We start from the raw sequence: 1,528 nt of genomic DNA, 5'->3' as shown, positions 1-1,528 counted from the left end.
CAGCGGCGCAGCTGCGGCACGCCGTCGAGCCCCTGCAGCCGCTGCAACCCGCGCGCCTCGTGCCGCGCGGCCCAGCGCGCGAGTCCGCGCAGCAGCCAGTGCGCGCTGCGCGTGTCGCGGCGCACGAAGGTCTCGTCGCCGGCTTGTACGCGCTCGATGTGCCCAAACGTATCGGCCTTGAGGAGTTCGCGGATTTCTGCCGGACTATTGGTCATCGCCGCAGCGTAGCATGGCGCTCCGCGCCGGCCTGTCATCGGGAGTGGAAGCAATGACGATAGTGCTGTACGTGCTCGCCGCGGCGATGATCGTCGTCGGCCTGTTCGGCACCGTGCTGCCGGCGCTGCCGGGCGTGCCGCTGATGTTCGCGGGCATGTTCCTGGCGGCCTGGGCCGGCCACTTCGTCTACGTCGGTCCGCTGACCCTCGGCCTGCTCGGCCTGCTCTGCGTGCTCGCGATCGCGGCCGACATCGTCGCCGGCCTGCTCGGCGCCAAGCGCGTCGGCGCGAGCCGCTGGGCGCTGTTCGGCGCCGGCATCGGCACGCTCGTCGGTTTCTTCTTCGGACTGCCCGGCCTGATCCTCGGTCCGTTCGCCGGCGCGCTGGCCGGCGAGCTCATCGCCGGCAGCAGCATGCGCCGCGCGACCCACGTCGGCGTCGGCACCTGGCTCGGCATGCTGTTCGGCACTCTCGTCAAGGTCGCGCTCGCGTTCGCGATGCTCGGCGTGTTCGCGTTCGCGCTGCTGATACCGGCCTCCTGATCCGCGCGAGCCGATCCGCGGCCGTCGTCACGGCACCGCGGCGGCGAGCTCGCGCAGTTCCTCGGCCGCGAGATCCGGCGCCGCGACCGCGATCAGCGCCGTACCGTGCAGGCGCCCGGCATCGGCGCGCCACTGCAGCTGCGACCAGCGCAGGCCGTAGTTGCGCACGGCGGCGAGCGCCTCTGGCGAGGCGGACGGGCCGCGTCCGTCGATCGCCGGCGCCGGCACGTCGATGCGCACGGGCACGGCGACGACTTCCACGACGCGCTCCGCCGGCCAGCCGCGGCGCAGGCGCCTGCGCGCGTCCTCGTCCAGCGACTGCGCGCCGGCGATCACGGCCGCGCGATACGGCAGTTCCTCGCGCCGGCTCTGCAAGCGGCCGTCGGCATCGCGCAGGCGGCGGTACCAGACGTAGCCAGCGCTGGCCTCGACCGGCACGCGGGTCGGACCGGCGAACAGTTCGGCCAGCCGCTGCAGCCAGCGCGGCCGCCGCGCGAGGCCGCAGCTGTCGACGACGAGGCGGCTGTCGCGATCGAGCAGTTCGGCCGGCAGCGGCGGAAATTCGTCGCGCGCGAGCGTCCGTTCCAGCGCCTGCAGAGTCGCGAGTTCGCCGTCCGCGAATACCGGCACGCGCAATCCCTGCCATTGCGAGCCGTGCGCGACGAGGCGCACGCGTCCCCAGGGCTCGGCGCCGCGCAGCGGCGAGCGGCGCAGGAATTCGCGCGCGTCGGCCAGGCTGCGCGCCGCGGTCACGAGCACGCCGGCCTCGGC

General features: G+C 74.1%; 2 protein-coding genes and 1 pseudogene. 1 reads left to right on the top strand and 2 read right to left on the bottom strand.

Translation table 11 applies throughout. The features are described from left to right. A pseudogene (locus NON22_RS24150) lies at window positions 1-215 on the bottom strand (serine/threonine protein kinase); the annotation flags it as partial. A 53-nt stretch (window positions 216-268) separates the two neighbouring features. Here NON22_RS24150 and NON22_RS24145 point away from each other — a divergent pair. After that, a complete protein-coding gene (locus NON22_RS24145; RefSeq protein ID WP_257389531.1) occupies window positions 269-757 on the top strand; it encodes a DUF456 domain-containing protein in 489 nt (162 codons plus the stop codon). Window positions 758-784: 27 nt separating this feature from the next. On the opposite strand, the gene NON22_RS24140 is transcribed toward NON22_RS24145, so the two are convergent. After that, the coding region (locus NON22_RS24140) for a hypothetical protein (RefSeq protein WP_257389530.1) at window positions 785-1,528 on the bottom strand (744 nt) is incomplete at its 5' end.

The organism is Tahibacter caeni (genome assembly GCF_024609805.1).
GTDB classification, from domain to species: Bacteria; Pseudomonadota; Gammaproteobacteria; order Xanthomonadales; family Rhodanobacteraceae; genus Tahibacter; species Tahibacter caeni.
The sequence above is the reverse complement of the archived record's forward strand: the minus strand, read 5'-3'. Positions and strand labels throughout refer to the sequence as shown.